Source organism: Actinoplanes regularis (assembly GCF_900188005.1).
Classification (GTDB): Bacteria; Actinomycetota; Actinomycetes; order Mycobacteriales; family Micromonosporaceae; genus Actinoplanes; species Actinoplanes regularis.
In genome coordinates this window covers 97,765-123,574 of sequence record NZ_FZNR01000021.1, presented here as the reverse complement: position 1 = coordinate 123,574, position 25,810 = coordinate 97,765, and the positions used below count along the sequence as shown (strand labels likewise).

Here is a 25,810-nt window from a genome sequence, read left to right as displayed (position 1 = left end):
AGTCCCGCCTCCAGCCCTCGCGGGCCACGCCCCGTGCGGATCTCGCGCGGCATCCGCACGACAGCGACCCGGCCGCGCGATCCCGGCCGCCGCGGGTCACCGCTCAGCCCGCTTGGGGCCGTCAAGGGTCACCGTCGGCTGCCTTCCACAGATGTCGGGCCGTCACAGGTCACCGTCAGCTGCCTTCCACAGTGATGTCGGGGCCGTCGCGGGTCACCGTCGGCCGGCTTCCAGAGTCGTATCCCGGCAGCTGTCACGACCATGAGAACCAGCCGAGCACGCTGGGCCTCGACCGGCGGCGGGACCGGGCCGGGTCAGGGGACTTCGCGGAGGGTCCGGCGGCCGGTGAGCAGGGCGGTGCCGCCGAGCAGGACCGCGAGCGCGACCGCGACCAGCAGCAGGCTGCCCGGCCCCGGCCAGGACGGAAGCGGCAGCGGGGGCGGGTTCAGCCCGGAGAGCGGCAGCGCCCACCCGGTCGCCGCCCAGCCGACCAGGGCGATCACCAGACCGGCCGGCACCGCCGCCGCCACCAGGAGCGGGTGGGCCCACAGCGCCGCCCGGCGGACCGCGGAGCGGCTCAGGCCCTGCACGCGCAGGGCGGACAGGTCCTCCGCCTGCCGATCCCGGCCGGCCGCCGCGGTCAGCACCAGCACCCCGGCGGCGAGCAGCGCGACCAGCACGGCGACCAGCACGGCGTAGCCGAGCGCCACGGCCGGCCCCTGCCGGCCCAGCCGAGCGGAGATCTGCGCCGCCCGCAGGTCACCGGTGACCTCCACGCCGTGGGCGGCGAGGCGGTCCAGCACGTCGGGCGGCGCCTGCCGGGAGAGCCAGACCTGGCCGGTCGTCGTGGGCTCGCCGTCGGTGGAGACCCGGTCGGCGTACTCCAGGTCGACCAGCAGGCCCGGCGCGCCGAGCCGCGGGATCGCGGGCAGCCGCCCGGCGATCGTGACCGGCACCCGGCGGTAGTCGAGACCGGTCACCGAGCCCGGCACGAACGTCCCGGTCGCCACGACCGGCATCGGCCACGGCGTGTCCACCGGCTGAATCAGCAGCCCCTCCGGCACACCGTCCAGATTGGTGACCTCGATCCGCAGCCCGTCCGGCGCCGCGCTCAGCCTGCCGCCCTCGGAGGCCCGCCACCGCACCGGATCGGCGCTGCCCAGCCCGTGCACGGTGATCACACCGTGCACGCCGAGCGTGTTGGCCCCGGAGATGTGCAGGGCGTTCAACCGGCAGCCACCGGCGCACCGCTCCGCCGGGTATTCGTAGGTGTTGCGCCCCGGGTCGAGGACGCCCAGCACCGCCACCACGTCGGGCCCGTGGCCGTCCTTCGGGGTCAGCACCGCTTCCATGCTGACCCGGCGGCCCGGCGCGAAGCCGGTGGCGGTCAGCTCCAGGGTGAGGTTCCTCCCGCCCGGCGCCTCCACCGGCTCGGGCGCCCCGGGCAGCAGCGCGGCGGCGATCGTGTCCGGGTCGGCGCCGCCGGGCCGATTGGCCACCGCCGCCAGCCGGGAGGTGTCCACCGCCAGCAGCGGCGGCTCGCCGGGGTGCTGGCCGACGACGACCGCGGCCATCGCGAACCGCTTCTCCGGATCGATCTCCCGGACCGCGGCCAGCAGCTGGTTGCGGCTGATCGAGCCGACCGACAGCACCCGGTCGGCGCCGACGCCCAGGTCGGCCTCCACCCGCCGGCCCCGGGCCGCCACGTCCGCGGCGGCGACCAGGTAGGAGCTCACCGCGACCGCCGTGACCAGCAGCGCGAACACCCGGCCGGTGGCCGCGCGGCGGGACAGCAGGAGTCCGGTCAGGCCGGGACCGAGCCGGCCCCGGCGCAGGGCGCGGTGCCCGAGGCGGGCGGCGAGCGGCCGCAGGGCCCGCGCCACCAGCAGCGAGAGGGCCAGCATGACCAGGGCCGGGGCGGCCGGGCCGACCCCGGCCAGGTCGCCGCCGCCCAGCGCGAGCTGCGCCACGGCACCGGCCGCGAGCGCGGCGATCAGCAGGTCGACGGTGATCCCGGCCCAGCGGCCGGGCGCCGGGGCGCGGCGCAGCAGCTCGCTGACCGGGCGCAGCAGCGGCGCACCCTGAGCCACCAGCACGGCCAGGATCGCGGCGGCCGCGGCGATCGGGGCGTACTTCAGTGAGGCGGGGTGCGGGTCGGCGCCCACCCCGGGCCAGCGGACCGCCACCACGGCGTCGACCAGGACCTGCCCGGCCAGGGCTCCGACGACCGTGCCGGCCAGCACCGCGACCAGGCTCTCCCCGGTCGCCAGCCACCAGCGGTGCGACCGGCGGGCGCCGCGCAGCGCGATCACCGCGGTCTCCGGCCGGCGGGCCTCGGCGCCGGCGGCGACCGCAAGCAGGATGGCCAGGCAGGCCAGGACGACCAGGGCGATCGCGGGCACCGGCACGATCCGGCGGGCGGTGGTGTGCCCCTCGTCGATGCGGGCCATCAGCCGCGGGATCTCGGTCGTCAGCTGCAGCGGCGCGCCATCCGTCCCGGCGCCCAGGTCGGTGAGGCCGGCTTGCAGCCGGGCGAGGGCGTCGCGGAGCGCGGGCAGGCGGTCGACGTCCAGGGCGCCGGGGCCGGCGTAGCCGTCCACGCCGATCTCGACGTTGCCGCGGTCCATCAGGGTGAGGGTGGTCTGTGCGGTGAAGGCGGGCTCGCCGGGCCGGCTGCCGGCGGCGGACTCCTCCGGCGCGAAGTAGCCGTGCGCGCCCCAGTAGGCCTCGCCCTGGTCCGGCACCCGGTACGTCCCGGCGACGAAGAACCGTTTCGGTGTGCCGTCCGGGACGTACTCCAGCGATTCCGGCGCGGAGTCGTAGTAGGCGTACGTCAGGCTGACCGACTGCCCGGCCCGCACCTTGAGCCGCTCGGCGGTCTGCTCCCCGAGCACCAGGTCGCCCTCGCCGAGCAGGCACCGGCCGGTGACCATGACGAGGTGGGCGCAGACGTCCTGGCGGTGCACCAGCCGGGTGCGGTAACGGTTGTCCGTCTCCAGGCCGACGGCCGGGAACTCGGCGGAGTAGGCGTACCGGAATCCGGGCAGGTCGACGAGCCCGGCACCGATGGTGGACAGGTCGATCGGGCTCGTGGAGCCGCCGGCGCCGTCACGGTGGTCCCGGTCGGTGGCCCGGATGCTGACCTCCCGCTCGGCCCGGCCGGCCCCGGCGACCTGCCCGGCGGCGACCACCCGGTCGGCGGCCCGCAGGTAGGCCGGCGCGGCCACGGCCGGGGCGACCGCGAACGCGGCCAGCACCGCGAGGACGACGGCCGGCCCGCGCCGGGCCCACACCATGTTCAGGATCAGGGCGATCATCGGCGGGCTCCCTCGGCCAGGGCCACAGTGGAGAGCAGGAGCAGCACGGCGGCGGCGCAGCCGAGCAGGGGTGCCCACCCGAGGATCTCGGGTGGGGGCAGCAGCCGCCATCCGTCGGCGAAGTACGAGGCCGGCTCGCCGACCACCCGCCGGGCCACCAGGGCGGCCAGGACACCTCCGGCGACACCCGCGACGACCAGCGCGAACGGCCCCAGATAGCGGGTCGCGGCGACGGCCCGGGCGGGCAGCCCCTGCACCCGCAGGGCGGTCGCCGCGTCCCGCTGCGGTGCCCGGTCGACCGAGGCCGCCACCGAGGCCGCGGCGGCCGCGGTGAGCACCGCGATCACGGCACAGAGCAGGGCGAACGTCCCGGCGGGCGCGGTGCCACGGCCCGGGGTGCGACCGGCCCGGCCGGCGGCGGTCTGGTCGGCGAGCACGATCAGCCCGGCGTCCACGAGCCGGTCCACGACCGCGGCCGGGGCGTCGGCGGCCAGCCACACCTGGGTGACGCCGGGCGGGCTGGCCTCACCACCGAGGCGACGCAACGCGTCGAAGTCGGTGAGCAGCCCGGTCGTGCCGAGCACCGGCAGCGCCGGGACGGTGCCCACGACCCGGGCCGGCACCGCTCCGGCCCCGGTCACGTTGAGCCCCGGCTCGCCGAACCGCCACGGCACCGGCTTGGGGCCGGCCAGCAGCAGGGGCAGCGGAAGCGGGGTGTCCACGGCGTACAGCCGATCGCTCTCGGACCGGGTCGCGCCCCGCGCGGCCACCACGGCCAGGCCGTCGGATCCGCCGGCCAGCTCCAGGCCCCCGTCACCGGCGACGGTGCGCCAGCGGGTCGTGTCCGCCAGCCGGTCCTCGCCGAGCAGCTCGGCGTCCGGGTCGCGCTGGGTGAGCGAGTGCAGGGTGACCGGCTCCGGGACCGCGACGCCGTCCGGGCCGAGCTGGCCGGGGATCTGCCAGCGCACCAACCGGCAGCCGGTGTCGCAACCCGGCAGTGGCTGGGTGACGGTGTGCTTGCCGCTCGGGAACGGCCCGAAGGTCACCTTGACCCGGGCGCCGGTGGTCTCGTTCCGCAGGATCACGTCGACGGTGGCCGGCCGGGGCCGGTCGTTACGGACCCGCAGCTCCAGCGCGTGTCCGGTGACCGGCGGAACCGGATCGGCCGCCGGCGGCGGGGCGGGGCGCGGGCCGTACTCGGGCCGCCAGGCGCCGATCGCGGCGAGCCGGGTGGTGTCCACGGCGAGCACCGGCGGGTTGGCGGCGCCGTCGACGGCGGCGGCCATCGCGTACCGGCCGCCCGGGTCGGCGGTGGCGACGGCGTGCCGCAGCGCGGTCCAGTTCTCCGCGCGCACGGTGAGGACGCGCGGGGCGCCCAGCTCCGCCTGCGCCCGAACGGTGTGCGCCTCCCGGTCCGCCACCGCCTCCCCGGCGGTCGTGACAAGCATCGCCACCGCGATGGCGAGCAGCGCGAACACCCGGTCCAGGCCGGCCAGCCGGGAGATCCGCACCGCGGTCAGCCCGAGCCGCAGCCGCCCGGCGCGCAGCGCGGCGCTTCCGCCCTGGTCGGCGGCCCGGATCAGGAGCCGGGCCAGCAGCACCGCGACCGCGACGGCGACCGCGATCGGGGCGAGCGCGCCGACCCCGGCGTCCGGGCTGGCCGAGCGGGCCTGGTAGACGGCGCCCGCGGCGACCGCCACGAGCAGCACGTCGGCCAGCAGCGCGGCCCGGCCACCCCGGGCGGGCGGCACCTCCCGCTGCAGGGACCCCACCGGCGTACGGATCAGCAGCAGGTCGGCGACGGTCAGGGTGAACAGCGCGACCACCAGCACCACCGCGACCGCGACGAGCGACCACAGGGCCGTGACCAGCGGGCCGGGTCCGGTCAGCAGCCGGGCGGCGGCCAGCCCGGCGGCCGCGCCGAGCAGGCCGCCGGCCAGCAGGGGCGCCAGGTGCTGCCCGGAGAGCAGCGTGAGCAGCCGCCTGCGGGCGCCGCCGCGCAGTTTGAGCAGCGCGGCGTCGCGCCGCCGGTCCCGGGCGGTGTAGCGGCCGGCCAGGCTGATCGCGTACCAGCCGAGCAGCAGCGCGGGCACGGCGGCGAGCAGCACGGCCCGCGCCAGCCGATCGCTCTCGGTCGCCAGGTCGGCGCGGAGCGGCCCGGTCGGGTCGACGATCTCGCCGAGCGGGCCGGCCCGGGCGACCCGGTCACCGAGGTCGTACCCGTCGTCGCCGCGCAGCAGCGGCGCCGGGACCTCGGCGGACCAGGTGAAGACCGGCCGGTCGAGCGGGGTGCCGGTGAACGTCTCGAGGACCGTGTAGATCGGGTCGAGGCCGCTCTCCACCCGGAACAACTCGTCGGCCCAGTAACCGGCGGCCGGGTCGGCGATCTCGTAGATCCCGGTGACCCGCATCGGGATGAGCGGGGCCGCGCCGTTGGCTTGCACACCGATCCGGTCGCCGGGCTTCAGGGCGAGTCGCTGGGCGACCGGCACGGTGATCGCCGCGTCGCCGGTCGCACCCGGGCAGGCGCCGGAGACGAAGCGGACGTGCCGGCAGAACTCGTCGCGGTAGGCGACGTTGACGTGGTCGGCGACGCCGCCCGGGTCGGTGGTGCTCATCGGCCGGATCAGCCCGAGCACGCCGCCGGCCCCGGGCATCGGCAGGGTCCGCCGCACCGACTCGCCGAAGGTGGCCAGTGCGGACACCGGGTCCCCGCCGGTGTTGCCGTCCCAGTGCACGAGCACGGTCCGCTGGGCGGACGGGACCGCGGCAACGGTGGCCGCGGTGCTCCGGGCGGTCTCGGTCAGCGCGTACCACGGCGCGGCGGCCGCCACGGCGGCCGGCAACGCGGTCAGCACGACCAGTGTGAAGGCCTGCGCGGCTCGGGACCGCATCGCGCCCCAGAGGATTGTGAACATCCCCGTCTCACCCCCTGGAACTCCGCCGTGCGCTCCGAGGGCCGTCAGCCGGCTGTCGCCGATGGCGCGACGGTACGGAACCCCGTGTTGCCCGTCGACGAATCCGGCGTGTTCGACGACCGGGCCGCGTTACGGTACCGGTCGCGGCGGGGGTCGTGGCAGGGGTCCGACCCCGCCGTGACGCGCGGCGGCGGTCCGGGGTCGCGCGGGCCTCGCGCGACACCGGCACGGGGCTCGGCTCGAGCCTGGCCACGGGACCCGTAGGTCGTACCGGAAAATTAAGATCTTGAACTTATCGCCGGCGAGGTATCGCCGGTGTCCGAAATCCGGCACAGTTCGGGGCGGCGCGTACGTCGATCACGGTGCACGCTGTGTCGATGGCTGCTGCGCGACACCGTGCCGAGATCAGCGATCATCCCGCACCCACCACACCGGATCCGGTGCCGGTCGAGCGTCCCCGGTGGACCGATCCGGCCGCCTCCCGCCCAGGTCAGCTCGCCTGGCAGTTGGTGACGGTGTGGCTGCTGGGCGGCTTCGGCCCGCTGGCGCTCGAGGGTGTCACGCACGGATTCGAGCTGGGGGGCCGGGCCTTCACCGCCGCCACCGTCGTCATGCTGGCCGTGGTCTCCCTGAGCCTGATGACCGCGCTGTACGTACTGGTCCGCGCCACGCCGGTGATCACCCCACTCGGCACCACCCCGCGCCGGCGACTGCTCTGGACCGCCCTCGTGGCGGCCGGCGGCGCGGTCGCGTGGCTGACCGGCCGGGCGATCGCGACCGCGCACGAACTCACGGTGCTGCACAACGGACGGCTGACCGTGCTGCTCGGCGGTGTCCTGACGGTGCTGGTGGCGGCGGTGCTGACGCACGGCTGGTGGCTGCGGATCCCGGCTGTGGCGGTGCTGCTCGTGCTGGCCGGCACCGGGCTCGTGGTCTTCCGCGACAGCGGGCCGAGCGAGCTCGACCGGCGCCTGGCCCACGCCGGCTGGACGCGGGACCAGACGTTCGTCGTCAACATCCCCGGCTACAAGCCGGTCCGCCAGACCTTCGGGCTGGCCGAGAACGGCGACGACTACATACCCACGGATCCGGCCGCCACGGGCGGCCGGATCCACCTGCTCAGTTTCGAAGTCACCGGCGGCTGCCGCGCGCCCCGCTGCGCCCACCCCGACTACCTGCTGCTCGGCGACAAGCCGAGCGTCTTCGCCGGCGACGAGTCCCGGGCGGCCGTCCACCGCTCGCACTCCGTCCTCGAACTCACCGGGACCCCGGGCGTCGACCCCGAACTGCTGCGCAGGGCACTCGAGAACGCCCGCCCCGCCAGGGACGACGAGTTGCTGACCGCCACGCCCCCGGCGCCCGCCCGCGACCCCGTGGAGGCCCTGCGCCTCTGGCTCCGCGACCACACCTGACCCACGGCGGCGTCAGGAGAACCGCGGGATCACCTCTTCGGCGATGGCGAGCAGCGGCTCGTGGTCGTAGGCCACCCGGGGGATGTAGACGATCACGTAATCGGCACCGGCCTCCGCGACCCGCTCCACCTTCTCGCGGACCCGCGCGGTCGTCTCCCCCGGCTCCAGGGACAGGCTGGTCGACTTGACGATCCGGTCGTAGTCCGTGCCCTGCTCGTCGCAGTGCTTCCGGAGGACGTCCAGCTTCTGCCGGATCAGCGCCGGGTCACCGGCACCGACGTTGCAGGCGTCCGCGTACTTCGCGACCAGCTTCAGCGTCACCTTCTCGCCACCGCCGCCGAGCCAGAGCGACGGCTTGCGACCCCCGGCGCCCTTCGGCTGGTTGATCGGCCCGTCGATCCGGTAGTGCTTGCCCTGGAAGACCGGTCGCTCCTCGGTCCACATCCGGTGCACGATCTCCACGGCCTCACGGAACGCCCGCATCCGCTCCGGCACGTCGGCCCACTCGTAGCCGTACGCCTTCCACTCGTGCTCGTACCACCCGGCGCCCAGCCCGGCATAGAGCCGCCCGTGACTGGCGACGTCCACCGTGGACGCGATCTTGGCGTACAGCGAGGGTTGCCGGTACCCGTTGCACCCGACCATCTGCCCGATCTTCACCCGGCTGGTGTCCCGCGCCAGCGTCGAGCTCACCGTCCAGGCTTCGAAGGTGGTGTTGATCGTCGGCTCCGGCGTGGTGTGGAAGTGGTCGTAGACCCAGACCGAATCCCACGGGCCCGCGTCCGCGAGCTTGGCGACCGCGGTCATCGCCTCGTACTGCTCCACCGGATCTTCGATCTCGACCAGGTCCATCCGCCAGCCCTGCGGCACGAAAACCCCGAACTCGATGCTCATACGAGCAATCTATGTGCTGAAGATCCGAATCACGCCGATCCACTGCCGGGTCGTAGCATTTCCGTGACAGGTGTCAACCAGCCGGCCGCGATCCTCTTCGGGGGCCATGCCTTGCGATCCTGCTGAGCCGTGGATCGCGGCCTCCCCACGCGCGTTAGATTCAACCGGTGAGCAACCCGTGGGATGAGGAGTTCGCCCCGTCGACCGCCGCCGAGAACACCCTGCGGTGGGCCCGCGCGATGGGGGCGTCGACGCTGGGCGAGGCGTACGACATGCTCGAACAGTTGGAGTTCAGCAACGATGTGCCCGAGGTGCTGGGCCACGACGACACGATCGAGGACGTCCGGGAGGAGCTCGAGATCGGCATCGAGACCGCCGGGCCGGACACGTTGCTGACGACCCTGCTGTAACGGCAGCCATGGGGCCGGCCGGGCGACCGCGATGGCAGGGCGTGCCGCGGGGCGTCGTCGTCGCGGTGACCGCTCAGGCCCTCGTTCTCGCCTACGGCGGGCTCGTCCACATGACCCAGATCGCCGGAGAGTGGCCGCCGTACCCGTGGGCGCCCGCCTGGCTCGCGGCGTACTTCACCTCGCTGACCGTGCTGGATCCGTTGGCGGCCTGGCTGCTGCTCGATCAGCGGCGAGCCGGCCTCCATCTCGCCGTATGGGTGGACGGCTGTGGTCGAAGGCCGAGGATGCCGCGGTCGACGAGGTTGCCCGGCGAGGTTCTCAGCTGGCCCTGAGGCTTCGCGGTGAGTCCGCGGTCGCGGAGGCGGTCGCTGATCCCGAGAATCCGGATACGCACGCGGCGTTGCGGGTGAAGGTCGGCAAGGCGTTGAACGGGTCGCCGGAGCTGCTCACCGAGATCGTGGACCTGCTCGGGCAGGCGGGCCAGGCCACCGCGTCCGGCGATCGGTCCGTGGCGGGCACGATCACCGGCAGCAATGTGGTGACCCGGTGACCGGTCGGTGGGTTCCGCCAGCGGGCCGGTGATCACCGGGGACAACAACAGCATCGGCAGTACCGACGGCCGCCCGTGACCGGTCCGGGGGTGAGGGCACGCAGGCGAGCCGACTCGTCCGGATGAGCCGTCCAGTATTCCGCCGGGACCCCGCGCAGTACGGCCGCCAGCAGGTCGCCCGGGTAGTAGTCGCCTTCGGCGAGCGGGTCGTGCTCGAGGATCTCGAGCGCTCGTGGCACCAGAACCGGCACACCTTCTCGCTGGCCGAGCAGCACCCGCAGATCTTCGACCTCGAGCATGCCGATCGGTTTGCGTCGCAGCTCGTGAACCGTGGCGACGAGCCTGGTGGCACCGGCCGGCGCATCGCCCCAGGCGACGCCCTCGACCTCTTCCAGGGACTGCTCTCGTACGTCGGTCATGGCCACTCCTTTTTCGCATCTGTGCCGACTCGCGCCAGATAGGCCGCCAACTGCTGGACCTGCGACAATTGCTCGCTGTTCAGTCGTCTGGCGTACTACGCCAACGTCGCGAGCCGACGGGTGCCGGTCGACGTAACGGCGCGGCACTGACGGAGTCGCCGGCCAGCACCGCCTCGACTTCAGGTGCCGGCAGGCTCGCGGCCCGCGCCACGGTCGCCGGATCAGCCCGCCGGTGCGCCAGCAGTCGTCCCAGCCGGACACGAAACGCCACGCGGACAGCGTAGGCAACGAACTCACGGCTGACGGACGGCCACGGCCGGGCGACGGGCGGCCTGCCGATCCTGAGGTCCGGCACCGCGGCTTCACTTAACGGACATGGCGGCTTTTCACCTACTTCGCGACGGCGCCGCAATCGGCAGTGCCGTCGCTGACCTGCGGTGTCTCACGACCGGCGCGATCCAGGGAGCGCTCTCCGTAAGTTTCGGCTCTGAAACCGGAAGCGCTCCCACGGCAAAACCGCTGGAAGCGCTTAACCGGTTAACACAAAACGGCCCTTTGCAGCGTGTTGAACTCACTGGTAGCCATGGCATGATTCCGTTACCGGGCCCGGAAGTTGCGAACATTGCACCCCGGCCGTAAGGAGTGCTATCCATGGCAGTCGGCAAGCAGCGGGTCACCATCGCGTCGATCGCGGACGCCGCCGGCGTCTCCGTCCCGACCGTCTCCCGTGTGCTCAACGGTCGCACCGACGTCTCCCCGCACACCCGGGAGCTGATCGAGCGGCTGCTCCGCGAGCACGACTACCGGCCCCGCAACTCTCGGCATTCCGGGCGTGCCCGACTGATCGACCTGGTCTTCAACGACCTGGACAGCCCGTGGGCGCTCGAACTGATCCGCGGCGTGGAGGACGTGACCCACGCGGCCGGCGTCGGGACCGTGGTGTCCCAGGTGCACCGGCGGACCACGGCGACCCGGCAGTGGCTGCAGAACCTGCGGGCCCGGGCCTCCGACGGCGTTGTCTTCGTGACCTCGGACGTGGCCGAGCCGGTGCACAGCGAGTTGCACCGGCTGCGCGTGCCGGTGGTGATCATCGACCCGGCGGGTGGGGCGGCGACCGACGTGCCGACCATCGGGGCGACCAACTGGTCCGGCGGGCGCACGGCCACCGACCACCTGATCAGTCTCGGTCACCGGCGCATCGGATTCATCGCTGGGCCAAAGGATCTGCTGTGCAGCCGGGCCCGGCTGGACGGTTTTCGGGCGGCGATGGAGGCGGCCGGCGTGCCCGTCGACCCGGACCTGCTGGAGCAGGGCGACTTCCACAACGAGTCGGGTTACCTGGCCGGTGGCCGGCTGCTCGACCGGGTGGACCGGCCGACCGCGATCTTCGCGTCCAGCGACCAGATGGCGCTCGGGGTCTACGAGGCGGCGCGCCGGCGGGGCCTGCGCGTGCCGGACGATCTGAGTGTGATCGGTTTCGACGACCTGCCGGATGCGCGCTGGTCGTCGCCGCCGCTGACCACGATTCGTCAGCCGCTGGCGGAGATGGGGGCGCTCGCCGCACGGACGGTCCTGCGACTGTCGCGCGGCGAGTCCATCGAGACCCCCCGGGTGGAACTGGTCACCAAGCTGATCGTGCGGGAGAGCACGACGTCACTCGCCGAGACCCGTGGTCAGGCCGCCGGACAGCTGCCGGCGGCCTGACCAGGAGACCACGTCACTTGCCGAAACCCGCGGTCAGACCGCTCAGCAGCTGCCGCCGGCCGATCACGTAGAGGGTGAGGATCGGCAGGGTCGTCAGCACCACCGAGGCCAGCACGGCCGGGATGTTGATGTTGTACTGGCCCTGGAAGGCGCTCAGGGCCAGCGGCAGGGTGCGCTGCTCCGGGCTCTGGGTCAGGATCAGCGGCAGCAGGAACCCGTTCCAGATCTGAAGTCCCTGGTAGATCGTGACGGTCACCAGGGCGGGACGGGTCAGCGGCAGCGCCAGGCGCCACAGCGTGCCCCACTCGGTGGCGCCGTCCATCCGCATCGACTCGAAGAGCTCCTTCGGGATGTCCCGGACGAAGTTGGAGAGCACGAGCACCGACAGCGGGATGGCGAACGCGATCGACGGCAGGATGATCGCGCCCAGCGTGTCGTACATCTGGAGCTTGATGATGATCAGATAGACCGGGATGATCACCGCCTGCAGCGGGATCGCCAGGCCCATCAGGAAGATCGCGTTCACCGAGCGCAGGAACCGGCTCCCGGCGCTGCCACGCACGATCGCGTAGGCGGCCATGAAGGACACCACGATCGCCGGGACGACCGCGCCGAGCGTGACGATCACGCTGTTGAAGAAGTACCGGACGAAGTGGTTCTCCAGGACGAACCGGTAGTTCTCCAGCGTGGGGCTGGACGGGACGAGCGGGTTGGTGGCGTAGTAGTCGGCCTGCAGCTTGAAGCTGGTGATCACGATCCAGTAGATCGGTACCAGCACCACCACCAGCCAGATCCAGCCGGTCAGGCCGCCGAGGAAGTTGTACTGCAGGATCCTGGGTCGCCGGCTGGCCGGCGGCGGTGGCACCTCGGCCGTCTGGCCGGGCCTCCGGGTGTCGAGCGCGGTGGTCATCTCAGGCTCCTTCCAGCTGGCTCTCGGCCGCGTCCCGGCCGCCGAGCCTGCGCAGCAGCAACGCCAGGCCCAGGCCGACCAGGACCAGGATCACCGCGATCACGCTGGCCGGGCCCATCAGGTTGGCCTTGAACCCGCGCTGGTACATGTCCACGGCCAGCGCTCGGGTGGCGTCGCCGGGGCCCCCGGCGGTGAGCACGTAGATCAGGTCGAAGAAGGTCAGCGAGCCGACCACCATCAGCGTCGAGGACGTGATGATCGTGTACTTCAGCTGCGGCAGCGTGATGCTGAAGAACTTGCGGACCCGGCCCGCCCCGTCGATCTCCGCCGCCTCGTACATCGAGGCCGGGATCTGCCGGATGCCGCCCTGGTAGATCAGCGAGTGGAAGGGGATCCACTGCCAGGAGACCACGAAGATCACCACGCCGACGGCGAGCTTGCTCTCGCCCAGCCAGTCCTGCTGGAGGAAGCCCCAGCCGAGACCGGCGCCGAGCCCGAAGTTCGGGTCCAGCAGCGCCTTGTAGGTGATCGCGATGGCGGCCTGGCTCAGCAGCAACGGGACGAAGTAGAGCACCGCGAGCCAGTTGCGGTACCGCTGGTGCGACGCGATGAAGACGCCGAGCAGGATCGAGATCGGAGTCTGCGCCAGCCAGGAGAGCGCCATGATCAGGAAGGTGACCCAGAGGGCGTGCGGCAGGTCGGGGTCGTTCAACACGGACCGCCAGCTGTCCAGGCCGGTGAACGGGATGTTCGGGCTCAGGCCGTTCCACGAGCTGAAGCTGAGCACCAGTACGCCGAAGAGCGGCACGATCCCGAAGACGGTGAACGCGAACAGCGCCGGCCACGCCATCCAGGAGACGGAGACGCTCCGCGCGCCGCGGGAAGCGGCGGGCGGAGCGGTCCGCACCACAGGCGGTGCAATCGTCATTTGCCGATGACCTGGTTCATGTTGTCGGCGAACTGCTTCGGCGAGATCTGCAGCTGGAACAGCTTGGAGATGTTGTCCAGCAGGGCCTCGGCCGCGGTCGGGCTCAGCGCCTGGTCCCAGGACTGGGCGAAGTTGCCCGCCTTGCTGGCGATGTCGTAGATGGCGTTGAGGAAGTCCTTGTCCGGCGAGGCCGCGAGCTTGGAGTTCGAGCCCTGGATGATCGGCACACCGCCGGACTCGATCCAGCCCTGCTGCTCGGTGTCGTCGAGCAGGCTGGCGAAGAACTTCTTCGCGGTCTCCTTCTGGTGCTCGGAGGCCTTGGAGTAGATCGACAGGTACTGGCCGGCGTTGCCGACGGTGTTGGTCGGGTCGCCCTTGCCGCCGTCGACCGCCGGGAAGTTGAAGAAGCCGAGCTTCCCGTCCTTGATGAAGTTGCCGCCGTCGGCCTTGATGATGCCGTACGACCAGCTGCCGTGCAGCATCATCGCGGCCTTGCCGCGGTAGAGCAGCGCCTGGTCGGCGTTCGAGTCGGCGGTGACCGACGAGAAGCCCTTGACGAAGCCCTTGGCGTTGATCAGCTCCTGGATCTTGGTGAGACCGTCGATCGCGGCCGGGTTGCTCCAGGCGTCCTTCTGGCCGGCGTAGGCGGCGTTGAAGACCTCGGGGCCGCCGATCCGGTCGAAGAGGAACTCGAGCCACATCATGTTGGTCCACCGGGACTGGCCGGCCAGCGAGAACGGCGCGATGCCCTTCTCGTTGAACTTCGGGACCAGCGACATGAGCTCCGCCCAGGACTGCGGCGGGTTCTGCACGCCGGCCTTCTCGAAGGCCTCCTTGTTGTACAGCATGATGATCGGCTGCACGGTCTCGCACGGCATCGCGTAGATCTTGCCGTCGATCGTGGCCGGGCCGAAGGACGACTTGAACAGCCGGTCCTTGACCGCGGCGTTCTGGCCGAACCAGGCGGTCAGGTCGTCGACCTGGCCGGCGTCGACGTAGCTCTTCAGGCCGCCGCCGCCCCAGCCCCAGATCATGCTCGGGGCCTGGCCCGCGCCGAGCGCGGTCTTCAGCTTGTCCTTGTAGGTGTCGTTCTGGAACGTGGTGACCTTGATCTGGTTCGCGGCGTTCGCCTTGTTGAACCGGTCGACAGCGCCCTGCCGGATCGGCTCACCGGGCGGGCCGCTGAGGAACCAGTAGCTGGCGGCGTCGCCGCCGGCGCTGTCCTTGCTGGTGTCGGCGGGGCCGGAGCTCCCGCAGGCGGCAAGGCCGGTAGCCGCGGCGGCACCCGCGGAGAGACTCAGAAAGTTCCTGCGCTTCACGCTTTTCTCCGTACTCGAAGCAAGCCGCGGCGAGCCGCGGGGGTGATATAGCGATGGGCGACGGCGGTCACTTAGTTCCGGAACTTTCGAGTGACAGCCGCAAATTAACGCGAGGTTTCGTTAACGTAGGGTTTCGCTGTGACAGGTGTCAAGGCCCTTGCCGTAACCGTGCTCGGAGCGCGAGAGTAGGCAGCGTCGGCAGGGCATTTCCGATCACCCGCCCACATGTCAAGGCACCCGAAAGTTTCGGGAACCCTTCGGAGGAAACGTTGACCACAGAACAGGTGACCCAGCCGTGGCGTGACCCCGCGCTGCCCGTCGCCGAGCGCGTCGAGGCGCTGCTTGCTGAGATGACCCTCGAGGAGAAGGTCGCGCAGCTGGGCAGCCGCTGGGTCGGCAACGACATGGGCGACTCCGGCCACGACGACGGGTACGACCCGCAGGAGCAGCACAACGTCGCCCCGATGCAGGACGTCTTCGCGGCCGGCGGCACGGTCCCGCTGCGCGACGCCGCCCGGCACGGCCTCGGCCACCTGACCCGGGTCTACGGCAGCGTCCCGCTCTCCCCCGCCGAGGGCGCCGCCGAGCTGATCCGGCAGCAGCGCGTCGTGATGGCGTCCCGGCTCGGCATCCCGGCCCTGGTGCACGAGGAGTGCCTGACCGGCTTCACCGCGCTCGGCGCCACCGTCTACCCGGCCGCGATCGCCTGGGGCGCGACCTTCGACCCGGAGCTGATCGAGCGGATGGCCGCCGCGATCGGCCGGGACATGGCCGCGCTCGGCGTGCACCAGGGCCTCTCGCCGGTGCTCGACGTGGTCCGCGACTACCGGTGGGGGCGGGTCGAGGAGACCATCGGCGAGGATCCGTACCTGGTCGCGACGGTCGGCTCGGCGTACGTACGGGGCCTGCAGAGCGCCGGCGTGATCGCCACCCTCAAGCACTTCGCCGGGTACTCCGCGTCCCGCGGCGCCCGCAACCACGGCCCGGTCGCGATGGGCCGGCGCGAGCTGATCGACCTGATCCTGCCGCCCTTCGAGACGGCGGTCGCCGCGACGGAGCGGGGCGGTGGCGGGGCCCGCTCGGTGATGAACTCGTACTCCGATGTCGACGGTGTGCCGGCCGGCGCCGACCCGTGGCTGCTCACCGAGGTGTTGCGGGACGAGTGGGGCTTCACCGGCACGGTCGTCTCGGACTACTGGGCGGTCCCGTTCCTGGCCCTGATGCACGGTGTCGCCGAGGACAGCGCCGACGCCGGCGCGCAGGCCCTGGCCGCCGGCCTCGACGTCGAGCTGCCGGACACCATCGGGTTCGGCGCCGGGCTGGTGGAGCGGGTGCGCCGCGGCGAGGTGCCGGAGGCGTACGTCGACCGCGCCGCCCGCCGCCTGCTCACCCAGAAGGCCGAGTTGGGCCTGCTCGACCCGGCCTGGACCCCGGAGGCGTCGGTGGCCACGGCGGCGCTCACCGACCTGAACGCGCCAATCAACCAGGGCCTCGCCGCCGACCTGGCGGAACGCTCGATCGTGCTGCTCGATCCGGGCAGCGCGCTGCCGGTCACCGAGCCGTTCCGGATCGCCGCGATCGGCCCGTGCGCCGACGACGCCCGTACCTTCCTGGGCTGCTACGCCTTCCCCAACCACGTGCTGCCGCGCTACCCGCAGCTCGGTCTGGGCCTTCCCGTCCCGACCGCCCTGGACGCCCTGCGCGCCGAGTTCCCGGCCAACGAGATCACCTACGCCTACGGGTGCGAGGTGGACGGTGCCGACCGCACCGGGTTCACCGAGGCGGTCGAGGCGGCGCGCGGCGCCGACCTGGCGGTGGCCTTCGTCGGCGACCTGGCCGGCCTGTTCGGCAAGGGCACCTCCGGCGAGGGTTGCGACGCCGAGGACCTGCGGCTGCCCGGTGTGCAGCCGGAGCTGCTGGAGGAGCTGCTGGCGACCGGCACCCCGCTGGTCGTGGTGGTGGTCTCCGGCCGGCCGTACGCGCTCGGCGACCTGGACGGCCGGGCGGCCGGGCTGGTCCAGGCGTTCATGCCCGGCCAGGCCGGCGGCGCCGCGATCGCCGGCGTGCTCAGCGGCCGCGTGCAGCCCAGCGGCAAGCTGCCGGTGCAGGTTCCCCGGCACCCGGGTGGGCAGCCGGGCACCTATCTGCAGCCGATCCTGGGGGCCACGCACAGCGGGGTGAGCAACCTGGATCCGACGCCGCTCTACCCCTTCGGCCACGGCCGGGCGTACACCACGTTCGAGGTGGACGAGTTGCGGGTCAGCGCGGGCACCGTGCCGACCGACGGCGAGTTCACGGTGACCGCGCGGGTGCGCAACACCGGCGAGCGCGACGGCGTCGAGGTGGTGCAGCTCTACCTCGCCGACCCGGTCGCCCAGGTCACCCGGCCGGTACGTCAGCTGGCCGGCTTCCACCGGGTCGAGCTGGCCGCCGGCGCGGGCGCGGAGGTCACCTTCCGGGTGCATACCGACCGGGCCGCGTTCACCGGCCGTGACCTGCGGCGGGTGGTGGAGCCCGGGGAGCTCCGGGTCCTCGTCGGCACCTCGGCCGGTGACCTGCCCTGCCAGGCGACCGTCCGGCTGACCGGGCCGACCCGCCCGGCCGGCGCCGACCGGCGGCTGACCACCCCCGCGGAGGTCCGGCCGATCGAATGATGATCGCGGGTCTCCGGTGCCCCCGCTGAGCGGACTCTAGGCTGACAGCGTGCGCGGACGGCTCAATGATGACGAGCGGCTTCGGCGGCTCGAGGCCGTCACCGATGCCGCGCTGTCCCGCCTCGACGTCTCCGACCTGCTCGACGAGCTGCTGGACCGGGTGCGGGACCTGCTCGACGTCGACACCGCGGCGATCCTGCTGCTGGACCAGCACGCCCAGCAGCTGGTCGCCACCGCGGCCAAGGGGCTGGAGGCGGAGCTGCGGGCCGGGTTCCGGGTCGCCGTCGGGCGCGGTTTCGCCGGCCGGGTGGCGGCCACCCGGCAGCCGGTCTACCTGGCCGAGGTCACCCCGCTCAACGTGGTCAACCCGGTTCTCCTGGAGATGGGGATCCGGTCGCTGCTCGGCGTGCCGATCATGGCCGGGACCGACCTGCTCGGTGTGCTGCACGTGGGGACACTGACGCCGCGGCGGTTCGGGGCGGACGACGTACGGCTGCTGGAGCTGGTGGCGGACCGTGCCGCGATCGCCGGCCGGATCCGATCCGACAAGCTGGAGCAGGCCGCCGCCCTCGCCCTGCAACGCAGCCTGCTGCCGGCCCGGCTGCCCGAGATCGCCGGCGTCGAGATGGCCGCGCGGTACGTCCCCGGTCACGCCTTCGGGGTCGGTGGCGACTGGTACGACGTCTTCCAGCTCCCCTCCGGCTGGCTGGGCGTGGTGATCGGCGACGTCTCCGGGCACGGCCTGGCCTCGGCCGTGGTGATGGGCCGGGTCCGCAGCGCGCTCCGGGCCTACGCGCTGATCTGCGACGACCCGGCCGAGGCGCTCACCCTGCTGAACCGGAAGGTGCAGCACTTCGAGGCGGGCAGCCTGACCACCGCCCTCTACGCGATGATCTCCCCCGAGCGGGACCGGATCGTGCTCTCCTCGGCCGGCCACCTGCGCCCGGTGCTGGCCCGCCCGGACGGCTCGGCCGATCTGGTCGACGTCCCGATCGACCCACCGCTCGGCCTCGGCCGGACGCCCCGGCCCCGGCGCAGTCACGCCGTCGCGTTCCCGCCCGGCGCCCTGTTCTTCTGTTACACCGACGGTCTGGTGGAGCGGCGCAAGCAGTTGATCGATCTCGGTATCGAACGGTTGACCCGGCTGGTCCGGGCGGACGACGCGGAGACCGTCTGCGGCACGGTGATGGCGGAGACGGACACCGAGCGGCCCACCGACGACGTTGCCGTGCTGGCCGTGCGCCGGCGCCCGATCGAACACGGATAAATGCCTGCACCCCCTTGTTCGCCACGGATTCAGCGGAAAAGATGGGGCGGCATTCACTGATACCACGGCTGGAGGCCCAGTGACCGCCAAGAGGGTTCTGCACAATTTTGTCGCCGGCGCCGCGGTCGCGCCCGCCGAGGGCCGATATGCGGATCTCGTGGATCCGTCCACCGGTGAGGTCTTCGCCTCCGCCCCGATCTCCGGCGCGCAGGACGTCGATCGGGCCGTGTCGGCCGCCGCCACCGCGTTCGAGCAGTGGCGCGAAACCACTCCGAGCGACCGGCAGAAGGCGCTGCTGAGGTTCGCCGACGCGATCGAGGCGCGGGCCGACGAACTGGTCGCCGCCGAGTCGCAGAACACCGGCAAGCCGCTCGGCCTGACCGCGAGCGAGGAGCTGCCGCCCGCGATCGACCAGATCCGGTTCTTCGCCGGCGCCGCCCGGCTGCTCGAGGGCCGCTCCGCCGGGCAGTACCTGAACGGGTTCGAGAGCTACGTGCGCCGCGAGCCGGTCGGCGTCTGCGCCCAGGTCACCCCGTGGAACTACCCGCTGATGATGGCGGTCTGGAAGATCGCGCCGGCGCTCGCCGCGGGCAACACCGTGGTGCTCAAGCCCTCCGACACCACCCCGGTCACCAGCGTGCTGCTGGCCGAGATCGCCGCCGAGTTCTTCCCGGCCGGTGTCTTCAACGTGCTGCTCGGCGACCGGGACACCGGCCGGGCCCTGGTCGAGCACCGGACCCCGCGGATGGTGTCGATCACCGGCTCGGTCCGGGCCGGCATGGAGGTCGCCGGGAGCGCCGCCGCCGACCTCAAGCGCACCCACCTGGAGCTGGGCGGCAAGGCGCCGGTCGTGGTCTTCGAGGACGCCGACATCGAGGCGGCCGCCGCGTCGATCGCCGAGGCGGGTTACTTCAACGCCGGCCAGGACTGCACCGCCGCCACCCGGGTGCTCGTCGCCCCGGCGGCGTACCAGGACTTCGTCGCCGCCCTGACCGCCCAGGCCCGCGACATCAGGACGGGTGCGCCCGACGACGAGGACGTGCTCTACGGTCCGGTCAACAACGCGAACCAGCTGGCCCGGGTCGCCGGCTTCATCGACCGGCTGCCCGACCACGCCTCGATCGAGGCGGGCGGGGCCCGGGTCGGTGACCGCGGCTTCTTCTGGTCGCCGACCGTCGTGGCCGGCCTGCGCCAGGACGACGAGATCATCCAGAACGAGGTGTTCGGCCCGGTGATCACCGTGCAGCGGTTCACCGACGAGGACGAGGCGGTCCGCTTCGCCAACGGCGTCGACTACGCGCTGGCCTCCAGCGTCTGGACGAAGGACCACGGCCGCGCGATGCGGATGACCCAGCGGCTCGACTTCGGCTGTGTCTGGGTCAACTGCCACATCCCGCTGGTCGCCGAGATGCCGCACGGCGGCTTCAAGCACTCCGGGCACGGCAAGGACCTCTCCGTGTACGGCCTGGAGGACTACACCCGGATCAAGCACGTCATGCACAACGTAGGAGCCTGAACCGTGTCGCTATCGGAAGACCTGCACAAGCGGCGCCTCGCGGCCGTCGCGCGCGGGGTCGGGTCGACCATCTCGTCCTACATCGAGAGTGCCGGGGGCGGCACGCTGACCGACGTCGACGGGCGGGAGTGGATCGACTTCGCCTCCGGCATCGCGGTCACCAACGTCGGCAACGCCGCGCCCCGGGTGGTGGAGGCGGTCCGTCAGCAGGTGGAGCGCTTCACCCACACCTGCTTCATGGTCGCGCCCTACGAGTCGTACGTCGCGGTCTGCGAGCAGCTGATCGGGTTGACGCCGGGTTCGTTCGAGAAGCGGGCCGCCCTGTTCAACTCCGGCGCCGAGGCGGTGGAGAACGCTGTCAAGATCGCCCGGCACGCCACCGGACGGCAGGCGGTCGTGGTGTTCGACCACGCGTACCACGGCCGGACCAACCTGACCATGGCGCTGACCGCGAAGAACATGCCGTACAAGCACCGGTTCGGGCCGTTCGCGCCGGAGGTCTACCGGGCGCCGATGTCGTACCCGCTGCGTGACGGCGGCCTGGACGGCGCCGAGGCGGCCCGGCGGGCGATCGACGTGATCGAGAAGCAGGTCGGCGCGGGCAACGTGGCGGCCGTGCTGATCGAGCCGATCCAGGGCGAGGGAGGTTTCGTGGTTCCGGCGCAGGGCTTCCTGCCGGCGCTCGCGGCCTGGGCGGCGGAGGCCGGCGCGGTCTTCATCGCCGACGAGATCCAGACCGGTTTCTGCCGGACCGGGCAGTGGTTCGCGTCCGAGCACGAGGGCCTCACCCCCGATCTGATCACCACGGCCAAGGGGATGGGCGGTGGCCTGCCGATCGCCGGTGTGGTGGGCCGGGCCGACCTGATGGACGCGGTGCACGCGGGTGGCCTCGGCGGGACGTACGGCGGGAACCCGGTGGCCTGCGCCGCCGCCCTCGCCGCCATCGAGACCATGCGTGAGTTGGACCTGGCGGCCGAGGCCCGGCGGATCGAGTCGATCCTGGCACCGGCGCTCGCCGCGCTGCGGGACGAGGGCGTCGCCGAGGTCCGCGGCCGGGGCGCGATGCTCGCCGTCGAGCTGGTGCGGCCGGGCACCCTGGAGCCGGACGCCGCCCGGACCGCCGCCGTGTCGAAGTCCTGCCACGAGGCCGGCCTGCTCACGCTGACCTGCGGCACCTACGGCAACGTGCTGCGGTTCCTGCCGCCGCTGGTCATCCCGGACGGGGACCTGCGGCGCGGCATCGACATCCTGTCCTCCTCCCTGCGGAACAACTAGGACAATCTTTGCCCGAACATGTCCTCACAGGGAAGAATCGCGCCGTGAGCGACACGGGCCTGGACGAGATCAACAAGCAGATCATCGATCACCTGCAGCGGGACGGGCGGATGTCGTACGCCACGCTCGCCAAGACGATCGGCCTGTCGGAGGCCGCTGTGCGCCAGCGCGTGCAGCGGCTCCTGGACAACGGGCTGATGCAGATAGTCGCGGTCACCGACCCACTCACCCTGGGCTTCGCCCGGCAGGCGATGGTCGGCCTGCGGGTGAACGGGGACCTGCGGGAGATCGCCGACAAGCTCGCCGACATCCCCGAGGTCGACTACGTGGTGATCTGCGCCGGCCGGTACGACCTGCTGGTCGAGCTCGTCTGCACCGACGACGCGCACCTGCTCGAGCTGCTCAACGAGAAGGTCCGGGCGATCGAGGGGGTCGCCTCCGTCGACACGTTCATGTACCTGAAGCTCGCCAAACAGACCTATGCCTGGGGAACGCGGTAGATGAGTTTCTGGCTCGACTCGCTGGGCCCGATCGGGAAACGGCCCGCGCTGCCCGGCGACCGGGACGCCGACGTGGCGATCGTCGGTGGTGGTTACACCGGGCTCTGGACCGCGTACCACCTGGCCAAGGCCCGGCCCGGGCTGCGGGTCGTGGTGCTGGAGGCGGAGTACTGCGGGTTCGGCGCGTCGGGCCGTAACGGCGGCTGGGCCTCCGGCCTGTTCCCGGTCTCCGAGCAGAAGCTGACCAGGAAGTACGGCGCTCCGGCGGCGGCCGCCATGCGCGCCGCCCTGGAGGGCGCGGTCGACGAGGTGGGCCGGACCGCCGCCGCGGAGGGCATCGACTGCGACTACGCCAAGGGCGGGGTCATCTCGCTGATCCGTACCCCCGGCCAGCTGCGCCGGGGTCGCGGGCAGGCGGGATTCCTGGACGCCGACGCGGCCCGCGCCGTCTGCGACGCCACCGGTGTGCTCGGCGGCCTCTACAGTGCGCACTGCGCGGCGCTGCATCCGGCCAAACTGGTCCGTGGCCTCGCGGAGACCGTGGAGCGGCTGGGCGTGACGGTCCACGAGGGCACCCGGGCGTTGCGGATCGCCTCCGGAGAGGTCGTCACCGACCATGGCACGATCCGGGCCGGCACGGTCGTGCGAGCCCTGGAGGCGTACACCGCGCGGCTGCCCGGCCACCACCGGGACCTGGCCCCGATCTACTCGCTCATGATCGCCACCGAGCCGCTGCCGCCCGAGGTCTGGGAGCGCATCGGCCTGCGGCGGAGGGAGACGTTCACCGACGAGCGCCGGATGATCATTTACGGCCAGCGGACCGCCGACGACCGGCTGGCGTTCGGCGGGCGCGGCGCGCCGTACCACTTCGGCTCCCGGGTCCGCCCGGACTTCGATCGGGTTCCGGCGGTCTTCGGCAAGCTCCGGCACACCCTCGGGGAGCTGTTCGGCATCGAGGTTCCGGTCGCGTACCGCTGGGGCGGCCCGCTGGGCATCCCCCGCGACTGGATGCCGAGCGTGGGACTGCGCGACGGGCTCGCCTGGGCCGGCGGTTACGTCGGCGACGGCGTGGCGGCGTCCAACCTGGCCGGGCGCACGCTCGCCGACCTGATCCTGGGCCGGGAGAGCGAACTGACCGGCCTGCCGTGGGTCGATCACCGGTCGCGCCGCTGGGAGCCGGAGCCGGTCCGCTGGCTCGGCATCAACGGCGGCCTCCGCGGCACCGCCCTCCTGGACGCCCTCGACCGCTGACACCTCCGACGCGATCGGTCCGAATTCAAGAACAAAAATCCATTCCTCGGTACGACCTGTGGAGCTCCGTGGCCAGGCTCGAGCCGAGTCCCGTGACTCTCCCGCGCGAGGCCCGCGCCACCCCGAACCGCTGCCGCGCGTCCCGGCCCGCTTCGGCCCGGCTGGTCACGATGGCGGTATCAGCGGTCTCCACACGACCCCTGCGAACCAGCCCGACCCGCGCGGCTGAACGTCAGGGTTGCGACAGCGAACTCTTGACAACCCTGATGACCGGCCGCGCCGCTCCGGTCGGGTGTCAGGGCCGACGCGGCGCGCGGTCAGGCCAGGGGTAGGCAGACGCGGACGATCGTGCCGGAGGGGCGGTTGCCGGAGAGGCGGATCGAGCCGCCGTGCAGGTGCACGATCGCCCGGGCCAGGCTCAGTCCCAGCCCACTGCCGTAGGTGCCCTGGTGCCGGACGTTGCTGCCGCGGAAGAACCGTTCGAAGACCCGGTCCCGCTCGGCTTCCGGGGTGCCGATGCCGGTGTCCGCGATGCACAGCTCGGCGAACTGGTCGTCGGCCCGCAGGCTGATCCAGATCGGCGCGCCCGGCGGGCTGTACTTGATCGCGTTGGCCAGCAGGTCGTCGAGCACCTGCCGGAGCCGATCCGGGTCGCCCAGCAGCCGCAGCTCGCCGGGCAGGTCGGTGTTGATCCGGATCCGCCGGCCCGGCCGTTCGGCGACCGAGACCACGTCTTTGACCAGGGCGACCAGATCGACGGGGCGCCGGTCCAGGGTGAGGTGCCCGCTGTCCAGGCCGGCCAGGTCGAGCAGCGCGTCGGCGATCCGTTGCAGGGTGGCCACGTTGCGGGCGATGGTCTGGGCCATCTGCCGCGCCTCGTGATCCAGCGAGGCCGCGTCCTCGACCAGGAGGGTGGCGTTCGCGGTGATCGCGGTGAGCGGGGTGCGCATCTCGTGCCCGATCAGGTCGACGAAGTCGCTCTGCGCCCGGGTCAGTTGCCGGGCCAGCTCCTCGGTGCGGCGCAGCGCCACGAACACCCCGATCTGCGCGGCCACCCCGTCCATCAGCACGGCGAGCAGGTCGTCGTACCGCTCCTGATGCGCGACGTAGCACGTCAGCACGCCGAGCAGGGTGTTGCCGTCGTGCACCGGCACGGCCAACCCGGTCCGGAGCCCCCACCGCAGGCAGATCTCAACCCGCTCCTGCTCGTACGGGGTGAGCCCGCTCAGATCGGCTTCGAGGTCCGCCACCCAGCGTGGCCGGCCGCTGTCCCACACCTGACCGGTGAGGCCCTCGCCGCGGTGCGGGATGTGGCCGAAGAACCCGTCGGGCGCGGCGCCGGTGGCATCCCAGTGCCCGACCGGCCGCAGCCCGCCGCCGGGCGTCTCGTCGAGCAGGAACAGCTCGACACCCGGCCAGCCCAGGCTGACCGAGATCGCTCGCAGCACGTCGGGGGCCGCGCTCTGCACCGTGTCGGCCCGCTTCAGCACCCGCTCGACGGCGAGGTGACAGGACCGGAAGCGTTCCGCCCGGCGCAGCGTGGTCACCTCCTGGGCGACCACGACCGCGCCGAGCACCGCGTTCTCAGCGCCGTGGATCTGCTGGGCGGCGTTGGTGAAGATCCGTACCGGCTCGCCCGGGCGCCGGACGACGACGTCCGCGTCGACGATGTGCTCGCCGCGGAGCGCGCGGATCAGCGGAGTCTGCGACCAGGTCAGCGGGTGCATGTCCGGATCGGCCAGGATCCGCTCGGACTCCTCGGCGTAGTCGACCGGCACCGGCCCGTCCAGGGAGAGGCCGCGGACCTCCCGCATCGCCCGGTTGATGTAGACCACCCGGCCGTCGGAGTCACAGGCGACCACGCCGACCGGGAGGGCTTCCAGGAGGGCGTCGAAGAAGGCGTCGCTGTCCAGACCTCCCGGAGCCTCCATGATCCGCCCGTTTCTGGTGCCGCCCGCGCCGCGGGATCACCGTCGTCTGAACCCTGATGAAGTTCTAGACCGCGCAGCGGGAGTCGTGCTGCGCGTGCGGCCCCTGCGCGAGGAGGTCCTGGATGGTGGCGAGCAGCTGATCGTTCGGGCAGGGCTTGAGCAGGATCGCGCAGGCCTCGGCGTTCGCCGCGCGCGGATCGCCGGGCGTGAGCTGCCCGGTCAGGATGGCCACCGGGATGTGGCCGACCTCCGGATGGGCGCGGACCGCGCGCAGCAGCTCCCAGCCGTCCATCCGTGGCATCCCCAGGTCGGTGAGCAGGACGTCGGGATGGTTCTCGAGGACCATCTCGTAGGCCTCCTGACCATCACTCGCCCGCAGCACGGTCAGGCCGGCTCGCGTGCACACCCGGGCCAGGACGGTCGCGATGTCCTCGTCGTCCTCGGCGATCAGCAGCACGGCCATTCCGTCAGCATGCCCCCACCGACCGGAACGCCGTGAGGTTTTGCCGCAATTACCGCCATAAATACATCAAACACCGCGATACGGCTAGGTCCGGCCGATCCGGCACCGATCAACATCGGTGACAAAACCTATAAACCCCTTTATCCGTACGGATACGGTCTACGCGCCGCGC

At 72.3% G+C, this 25,810-nt stretch carries 20 protein-coding genes; 11 read left to right on the top strand and 9 right to left on the bottom strand.

The annotated features are described in order from the left end of the window. Positions 1 to 314: 314 nt before the first annotated feature. Both CHC09_RS36190 and CHC09_RS36185 read right to left on the bottom strand, forming a co-directional pair. Entirely contained in the window at positions 315 to 3,317 is a 3,003-nt protein-coding gene (locus CHC09_RS36190) for an FtsX-like permease family protein (protein WP_089297788.1), read from the bottom strand. After that, the gene (locus tag CHC09_RS36185) at positions 3,314 to 6,235 is read right to left on the bottom strand and encodes an FtsX-like permease family protein (RefSeq protein WP_089297787.1); all 2,922 of its coding nucleotides are present in this window, start codon (positions 6,233 to 6,235) and stop codon (positions 3,314 to 3,316) included. The genes CHC09_RS36190 and CHC09_RS36185 overlap by 4 nt, the downstream gene beginning before the upstream one ends. 377 nt (positions 6,236 to 6,612) lie before the next feature. Between CHC09_RS36185 and CHC09_RS36180 the strand changes: the two genes are divergently transcribed. Next, positions 6,613 to 7,647 carry a hypothetical protein gene (locus CHC09_RS36180; RefSeq protein WP_089297786.1) on the top strand — a complete coding sequence of 345 codons (1,035 nt, stop codon included), beginning with the start codon at positions 6,613 to 6,615 and terminating at the stop codon, positions 7,645 to 7,647. Positions 7,648 to 7,659: 12 nt separating this feature from the next. On the opposite strand, the gene CHC09_RS36175 is transcribed toward CHC09_RS36180, so the two are convergent. Next, positions 7,660 to 8,541: an LLM class F420-dependent oxidoreductase gene (locus CHC09_RS36175; RefSeq protein ID WP_089297785.1), complete on the bottom strand. Its 882-nt coding sequence runs from the start codon at positions 8,539 to 8,541 to the stop codon at positions 7,660 to 7,662. Positions 8,542 to 8,708: 167 nt separating this feature from the next. Here CHC09_RS36175 and CHC09_RS36170 point away from each other — a divergent pair, with 167 nt between their 5' ends. From CHC09_RS36170 to CHC09_RS46780, 3 genes are all read left to right on the top strand, one after another. After that, positions 8,709 to 8,951, top strand: a complete 243-nt coding sequence (locus CHC09_RS36170) for a hypothetical protein (protein ID WP_239138745.1) — start codon at positions 8,709 to 8,711, stop codon at positions 8,949 to 8,951. A gap of 41 nt (positions 8,952 to 8,992) precedes the next feature. Beyond that, positions 8,993 to 9,283, top strand: a complete 291-nt coding sequence (locus CHC09_RS36165; protein ID WP_089297783.1) for a hypothetical protein — start codon at positions 8,993 to 8,995, stop codon at positions 9,281 to 9,283. A 68-nt stretch (positions 9,284 to 9,351) separates the two neighbouring features. Then, on the top strand, positions 9,352 to 9,501 hold the full coding sequence (locus CHC09_RS46780; RefSeq protein ID WP_179277424.1) for a hypothetical protein: 150 nt from the start codon (positions 9,352 to 9,354) through the stop codon (positions 9,499 to 9,501). Between the two features lie 32 nt (positions 9,502 to 9,533). Here CHC09_RS46780 and CHC09_RS36160 read toward each other — a convergent pair whose 3' ends face one another. Next, positions 9,534 to 9,920: a contact-dependent growth inhibition system immunity protein gene (locus CHC09_RS36160; protein ID WP_089297782.1), complete on the bottom strand. Its 387-nt coding sequence runs from the start codon at positions 9,918 to 9,920 to the stop codon at positions 9,534 to 9,536. Between the two features lie 651 nt (positions 9,921 to 10,571). Here CHC09_RS36160 and CHC09_RS36155 point away from each other — a divergent pair. Then, positions 10,572 to 11,624 carry a LacI family DNA-binding transcriptional regulator gene (locus tag CHC09_RS36155; RefSeq protein ID WP_089297781.1) on the top strand — a complete coding sequence of 351 codons (1,053 nt, stop codon included), beginning with the start codon at positions 10,572 to 10,574 and terminating at the stop codon, positions 11,622 to 11,624. Positions 11,625 to 11,637: 13 nt separating this feature from the next. Here CHC09_RS36155 and CHC09_RS36150 read toward each other — a convergent pair whose 3' ends face one another. The 3 genes from CHC09_RS36150 to CHC09_RS36140 are packed head-to-tail and all read right to left on the bottom strand — an operon-like array spanning position 11,638 to position 14,781. Further along, positions 11,638 to 12,534, bottom strand: coding sequence for a carbohydrate ABC transporter permease (locus CHC09_RS36150; protein WP_089297780.1), 897 nt, complete (start codon positions 12,532 to 12,534; stop codon positions 11,638 to 11,640). Between the two features lies 1 nt (position 12,535). Beyond that, positions 12,536 to 13,462 (bottom strand): carbohydrate ABC transporter permease, encoded by a 927-nt coding sequence (locus tag CHC09_RS36145; protein WP_089297779.1) that lies wholly within the window; start codon positions 13,460 to 13,462, stop codon positions 12,536 to 12,538. Continuing rightward, positions 13,459 to 14,781: an extracellular solute-binding protein gene (locus CHC09_RS36140; RefSeq protein ID WP_179277423.1), complete on the bottom strand. Its 1,323-nt coding sequence runs from the start codon at positions 14,779 to 14,781 to the stop codon at positions 13,459 to 13,461. Before CHC09_RS36140 ends, CHC09_RS36145 begins: the two co-directional genes overlap by 4 nt. A gap of 269 nt (positions 14,782 to 15,050) precedes the next feature. On the opposite strand from CHC09_RS36140, the gene CHC09_RS36135 reads away from it, so the two are divergent. The 6 genes from CHC09_RS36135 to CHC09_RS36110 all read left to right on the top strand — a co-directional run bounded on the left by CHC09_RS36135 (position 15,051) and on the right by CHC09_RS36110 (position 23,244). Next, the gene (locus CHC09_RS36135) at positions 15,051 to 17,435 is read left to right on the top strand and encodes a glycoside hydrolase family 3 N-terminal domain-containing protein (protein ID WP_089297778.1); all 2,385 of its coding nucleotides are present in this window, start codon (positions 15,051 to 15,053) and stop codon (positions 17,433 to 17,435) included. Positions 17,436 to 17,484: 49 nt separating this feature from the next. After that, entirely contained in the window at positions 17,485 to 18,702 is a 1,218-nt protein-coding gene (locus CHC09_RS36130; RefSeq protein ID WP_089297777.1) for a PP2C family protein-serine/threonine phosphatase, read from the top strand. Between the two features lie 79 nt (positions 18,703 to 18,781). Continuing rightward, entirely contained in the window at positions 18,782 to 20,218 is a 1,437-nt protein-coding gene (locus CHC09_RS36125) for a gamma-aminobutyraldehyde dehydrogenase (protein WP_089297776.1), read from the top strand. A gap of 3 nt (positions 20,219 to 20,221) precedes the next feature. Next, positions 20,222 to 21,493: a 4-aminobutyrate--2-oxoglutarate transaminase gene (gene gabT, locus CHC09_RS36120; RefSeq protein ID WP_089297775.1), complete on the top strand. Its 1,272-nt coding sequence runs from the start codon at positions 20,222 to 20,224 to the stop codon at positions 21,491 to 21,493. Positions 21,494 to 21,501: 8 nt separating this feature from the next. Continuing rightward, complete coding sequence (locus CHC09_RS36115; RefSeq protein WP_089297774.1) at positions 21,502 to 21,993, top strand: Lrp/AsnC family transcriptional regulator; 492 nt, start codon at positions 21,502 to 21,504, stop codon at positions 21,991 to 21,993. After that, positions 21,994 to 23,244, top strand: a complete 1,251-nt coding sequence (locus tag CHC09_RS36110; RefSeq protein WP_089297773.1) for an NAD(P)/FAD-dependent oxidoreductase — start codon at positions 21,994 to 21,996, stop codon at positions 23,242 to 23,244. A 317-nt stretch (positions 23,245 to 23,561) separates the two neighbouring features. On the opposite strand, the gene CHC09_RS36105 is transcribed toward CHC09_RS36110, so the two are convergent. Together CHC09_RS36105 and CHC09_RS36100 are read right to left on the bottom strand one after the other, a co-directional pair. Next, positions 23,562 to 25,175, bottom strand: a complete 1,614-nt coding sequence (locus tag CHC09_RS36105) for a sensor histidine kinase (RefSeq protein WP_089297772.1) — start codon at positions 25,173 to 25,175, stop codon at positions 23,562 to 23,564. Between the two features lie 64 nt (positions 25,176 to 25,239). Beyond that, a complete protein-coding gene (locus CHC09_RS36100; RefSeq protein WP_089297771.1) occupies positions 25,240 to 25,638 on the bottom strand; it encodes a response regulator in 399 nt (132 codons plus the stop codon). Positions 25,639 to 25,810 lie beyond the last annotated feature (172 nt).

What these genes read in the sequence shown, in the direction of transcription:
- CHC09_RS36145 (WP_089297779.1), bottom strand. Translation starts at nt 13,462, where the DNA reads ATGACGATTGCACCGCCTGTGGTGCGGACCGCTCCGCCCGCCGCTTCC.
- CHC09_RS36180 (WP_089297786.1), top strand. Translation starts at nt 6,613, where the DNA reads ATGGCTGCTGCGCGACACCGTGCCGAGATCAGCGATCATCCCGCACCC.
- CHC09_RS36105 (WP_089297772.1), bottom strand. Translation starts at nt 25,175, where the DNA reads ATGGAGGCTCCGGGAGGTCTGGACAGCGACGCCTTCTTCGACGCCCTC.
- CHC09_RS36150 (WP_089297780.1), bottom strand. Translation starts at nt 12,534, where the DNA reads ATGACCACCGCGCTCGACACCCGGAGGCCCGGCCAGACGGCCGAGGTG.
- CHC09_RS36175 (WP_089297785.1), bottom strand. Translation starts at nt 8,541, where the DNA reads ATGAGCATCGAGTTCGGGGTTTTCGTGCCGCAGGGCTGGCGGATGGAC.
- CHC09_RS36155 (WP_089297781.1), top strand. Translation starts at nt 10,572, where the DNA reads ATGGCAGTCGGCAAGCAGCGGGTCACCATCGCGTCGATCGCGGACGCC.
- CHC09_RS36185 (WP_089297787.1), bottom strand. Translation starts at nt 6,235, where the DNA reads ATGTTCACAATCCTCTGGGGCGCGATGCGGTCCCGAGCCGCGCAGGCC.
- CHC09_RS36100 (WP_089297771.1), bottom strand. Translation starts at nt 25,638, where the DNA reads ATGGCCGTGCTGCTGATCGCCGAGGACGACGAGGACATCGCGACCGTC.
- CHC09_RS36160 (WP_089297782.1), bottom strand. Translation starts at nt 9,920, where the DNA reads ATGACCGACGTACGAGAGCAGTCCCTGGAAGAGGTCGAGGGCGTCGCC.
- CHC09_RS36110 (WP_089297773.1), top strand. Translation starts at nt 21,994, where the DNA reads ATGAGTTTCTGGCTCGACTCGCTGGGCCCGATCGGGAAACGGCCCGCG.
- CHC09_RS36190 (WP_089297788.1), bottom strand. Translation starts at nt 3,317, where the DNA reads ATGATCGCCCTGATCCTGAACATGGTGTGGGCCCGGCGCGGGCCGGCC.